The organism is Enterococcus sp. AZ020, from assembly GCF_050499205.1.
In the GTDB taxonomy this organism is placed as follows: domain Bacteria; phylum Bacillota; class Bacilli; order Lactobacillales; family Enterococcaceae; genus Enterococcus_L; species Enterococcus_L dunnyi.
In genome coordinates this window covers 1-4,014 of record NZ_JBIPAT010000004.1, presented here as the reverse complement: position 1 = coordinate 4,014, position 4,014 = coordinate 1, and the positions used below count along the sequence as shown (strand labels likewise).

Genomic DNA, 4,014 nt, shown 5'->3' with positions numbered 1-4,014 from the left:
TCCTTCAATTTTTCTGATTCTTAAATTGCTAGTAGTTTCTTTTCCATCTAACCCAATAGCTTTATTTTGAGTTATAACTAATTGAGTATTACTATTCCTAGTCACGCGAATTTCAAATAGATTAGCACCAGCAGAACCGTTAAATATGTCAATTTCTCTCAAGTTAAATGATTGATTTGATTCAAATTCTTGGCAAATCCTTGATATTCCATCGTCTAGCTCATACCATACTCTAATTGTCTTAAAGTGAGTCATATGTTGATTTAATGTAATAATATCCCCAGCGGTTTTCGCTGTGCCAGCCCAAACTTCTTGAATCCGAGGAAGATATGTCCAGCCTTCCGGATTGTATGATTTTTCGTCCGTATGAAATGTGTAGTACCATAAACGACCTTCGTACCCTTCAGTCAACCATATTTGTTTTCTAGCACCTACACCTATCTCGATTCTTAATTGTATGATCGCACTAGTATTGCTCAATCCTCCTGGTAGATCTCCAAAGTCAGCATAGGTTTCGTAAAGACCTGCAGGAATGTCAAAGACTGATTTGTACTGTTTTTGTGCTCCTCGAATCTTAGTGCCTATCGCACAATTATAAACATCAGGTGAAGCAAAACCATAAGTATGTTCTGATGCTGCTTTGTGTGCTTCTTTCTCGTTCGATCCGATATGATTCTCTAGTAAATAGATCATTTTTTTTACAGACTCGAACAACTTCAAATATTTTAAATCAAATTTCATTCTGTCACCCCCTTAATAAGTAAATGATCGATCAGTTGCCCGACCAAATCCAAATACATCTACTTTTTTAGCTGCAGTATCTACAGATAAGACAGACCAGCAATCCTCTTGAGGTGTATCGATTAAAGCCGGATCACCAAAGCCACCATTTAAGCAACGCATTTGAGTAAACTTGATGTTTTCGCCGATTTGATTAAATCCCTCATCGTGCCAATGACCGCAAATATAACCAATCAAATTACCAGGACCTTGACCCACAAAACTTGCTGTAAAATCCACTAGATGATCAGGATAAACACTTTTGATTGGTACTGTTGTTCCGAGTTTAAATGCTTCAAGAATTTTAACAGCACATTCTCTGTTATCAAAAATCGTCTCATGTAACGGGCAATGGCCAAACACAATGACATGATAATCATTTGGCACTTTTAACGCTTCGTTTGCTAACCATTTGAGTTGTTCCTGCTGCATCGCGAAATGATCGTGTGATCCATATTTGTATGTTCCGTCAGAATTTAACACGCTTTGGTTATTGTCGTTTGTGTTCAAACCGATAACTCGGATTTTCTTGTCTTCAAAATCCTTGTAAAAGTACAAGCTGTCACCGTTTCTTACCTCGTCAAATAATTTTGTTTTCGTCTCATAGAAATCCTTGAACTCTTCGTTGGTAATAATGTCACCTGGCATAACTTTTCCGATGTCTCTTTTAAACGGTGGTGATCCATTGTCATGGTTACCAAGATTGACGAATGTCGGAATCTTAGCGGTTCGTAATGCTTTGATTCCAAATTTACGTTGCTGGATCTCTGATTGCTCTTTATCTTTAATGTAACAATCGGCATTATCACCGTTATAAATCGCCACATCTGCCATATCTTGCAACGACTGCATATTTGTCATATGTGACCAAAAATACTCGGCGTAAGTCCACGATGTGGCACCGTATCCGTAATCTGTGTGTATATCGGTCATATGCAGCACGTTAAACTTTGTTTTATCAATCTTATTGCGCAAAGTGTTTAATGGTCCTGCAAACACCGGACGAGGTGTCTCGCCGCCAATTTGCAGTGCTGCGTTTGTTTGTAGTATACCGTCTAGTTCCGCTTGTTTTTCCTTCACTTCATGCAGTTGGTTCAGCAATTCTCCGCTCGGATCTAAACTTTCAAGTATCGCCTTATTCTCTTCAACAAACTTTTCCCATTGCTCCTGAAACGAGAGCATTGAATTTTCACTATCGCTAATGAATTTTTGAAACATGCGCAATAAATCCTCGAACGTCCAGACATAACCAGAATCAAAAACAGTCCCTTCCGTAACCCCTTCAGTTACTTGATAAGTAAAATCGCGGGTACTGTACATTTCATTCCAGCTATTATCATTATTTAACCGTCTAAAACTAATATACGCAGTATTTTTACCAATCCACTGCCAATCACGCTTATCAAGCGTATATTCCAAGCAACCCTCTGTTGGGTATACTGTCATTCGATCAGCTTGTTCTATCGGTTTTCCTTCATCCATCTTGGTTTTATTGATAAAAAACGGGGTCAAACCTGTAAAATCTACAGGCTCCCCGTTTGCTTCAACCTCTATATCAAAGATTTGGCTGTTTATATCCTCTTGTCTAATCTTGACCACACCGACATTATTATTAGGCTCTGTGGTAGATAAGGTCATTTCGTGTTTGATCTTCAAAGTATCACTCCTAACTAAAATTTGATGACATCACGAGGGTTAATCCGAGAGCTTGCAGTTGATCCGCCTTTTCTGACTTCAAAATGCAAGTGAACTCCTGAAGCTAATCCTGTAGCTCCCATTGAACCGATAACAGTCGAATTAGTCACTTTTTGACCTGTAGTCACTTTCACACTGCCATCAACCATATGTCCATAATACGTATAGTAGTTGTCTCCATGATCAATCATGACATAGTTACCCTCTAACGCCGGATTATTCCCGACTGTCATTACTGTGCCGCCTTTAGCTGCATAAATTGGTGGATTACCGCCTCCTGTTGGCGCTAAATCAATTCCACCGTGAATTTCACCAGTACCCCAACCGATTTGATCCCATTCTTGTGTAACTACATAACCCACACGAACAGGAGTTAACCAGCCATCCGTTGATGGTTTCAAATCTTTAAACTTGTTGTACCATTCTTGTGCATAGCCTTGTCTCTCTGGATGGGCTACTGCAGGACGTTCAAAGTTTCGTTCAAATGTGTTAGCTGCAGCCTTCGGATCAGTCATCTTTTTAAATCCATCAACACTAGTCGGTTCTACAATACCAAGCCATTGACCGTTATACATTGACCAATCAAGCAACTTAGATTGTCCAAGAATCGATGCATGACCATCTGTGATGTTTGCGGCTTTCATAAGATTTTTAACGTATTGAATACCGTCGGAAGTCGCCGGAGGAACTAATGGATATCGTGAGCCATCCCATTGAACTAAACCATAACCAGGACCAACGCCGCCCTGTAATGTATCAGGATCCATCGTTCCGCCCGTTTCTTGTTGGACATTACCTAAGATACCTGCAGCCGCGGCTTTACTATATCCTTTAGACAATAAATAAGCCCACAAGTCCCACGCGAACTTATCGGCTTTGCTTGTTACCTCTGGAGGATAGCCTCCGCCAATTCCACCGCCACCGCCGCCTGAGCCGTCTCCAATTTCTTGACCTTTTACAGTTAGTTTTCCTGAGACATTCAGATCGCTTGTAACGCCTACACCTTCGCCACCGCCAAGGTATAATTTTTTAACAGCAGTTATACTTATTTCGTCGCCAACTATATGGATCTTGCCATCATGTGTTATTGCAATTCCATGCGCTCCTTTTTTTGGATCACTAGGTTGTTTTGTTATCAATTGAATAGCTTTTCCATCTTCAGCTAAACTTATATTGATGAATTTTCCTTCATAATCTTCAGGCCATGCAAAACCACCCATTTTACCTCCAGCAGTTCCCATAGTTCCAATTGGCTCAGTATCTTTCCAAAACTTCATACCTTGCTTGTCTAATTCCATGATTTTCTTTTTATTGTTTACAGCCTGTAACGCACCACCTGATAGTTTCAGTTGATCACCATAAGCATTAAATGATGTCTCAAAAATGTCGGCTCTGATTTTGCCCGCTCTAATGAAATCAGCATTTAATGTGCCGTCAATTGTCCATGCATTTGTAAACGGACCGCGCCAACCAGTAGTTGAGAAACCAATTCCGGCATTGTTAATGGCGATGACATTTTTAGCAGTATCTGTGGAATCG

Annotated in this window: 3 protein-coding genes; all 3 read right to left on the bottom strand. The window is 40.1% G+C overall.

Translation table 11 applies throughout. The features are described from left to right. On the bottom strand, window positions 1–741 hold a 741-nt coding region (locus tag IGI58_RS18050), incomplete at its 3' end, for a hypothetical protein (protein WP_429955471.1). Between the two features lie 12 nt (window positions 742–753). Further along, window positions 754–2,418, bottom strand: coding sequence for a BppU family phage baseplate upper protein (locus tag IGI58_RS18045; RefSeq protein ID WP_429955473.1), 1,665 nt, complete (start codon window positions 2,416–2,418; stop codon window positions 754–756). Window positions 2,419–2,450: 32 nt separating this feature from the next. Beyond that, window positions 2,451–4,014, bottom strand: a 1,564-nt coding sequence (locus IGI58_RS18040; RefSeq protein WP_429955469.1) for a phage tail tip lysozyme, incomplete at its 5' end; no start/stop codon positions are given.

What these genes read in the sequence shown, in the direction of transcription:
- IGI58_RS18045 (WP_429955473.1), bottom strand. Translation starts at nt 2,418, where the DNA reads ATGACCTTATCTACCACAGAGCCTAATAATAATGTCGGTGTGGTCAAG.